Annotated in this window: 1 pseudogene; it reads left to right on the top strand. The window is 66.8% G+C overall.

Going from position 1 to position 452, the window contains the following annotated elements:
• Positions 1–160 (top strand): annotated as a pseudogene (locus CCN29_RS25770) (acetyl-CoA C-acyltransferase); the annotation flags it as partial.
• Positions 161–452 lie beyond the last annotated feature (292 nt).

The raw sequence follows: 452 nt of genomic DNA, 5'->3' as shown, positions 1-452 counted from the left end.
CGTCAACGGCGGCGCCATCGCCGTCGGCCACCCCTTCGGCATGACCGGCGCCCGCATCACCGGCACGCTCATCAACTCCCTCCAGTTCCACGACAAGCAGTTCGGTCTGGAGACCATGTGCGTGGGCGGCGGCCAGGGCATTGCGGCGGTGAGTGACCGCCGTGGCACAGCACGTGAGAATCCGGCCCGGCGCCCCCGTTTCCCGGGGTGCCGGGCCGTTCTGTGATCCAAATTCCCCCAGGATGTGACCTACGCCTCGCGGGTGGGGTATCCGCGCAGGTCACGGTCGTCGCACCAGGCGTCCACACCCCGCCGGGCTGTCCGATTCGTGACGTTACGCACTGACAGATGGTTAGTCCGCCCTTCAAGCTGATGTAGGAAGTCGGGGGTCGACTGTGAACCGGGAGTACGTCAGTGAGCGCCATGCCGATCGCCCTGCTGATCACCACGGC

The organism is Streptomyces pseudogriseolus (assembly GCA_002154585.1).
Taxonomy (GTDB): domain Bacteria; phylum Actinomycetota; class Actinomycetes; order Streptomycetales; family Streptomycetaceae; genus Streptomyces; species Streptomyces pseudogriseolus.
The sequence above is the reverse complement of the archived record's forward strand: the minus strand, read 5'-3'. Positions and strand labels throughout refer to the sequence as shown.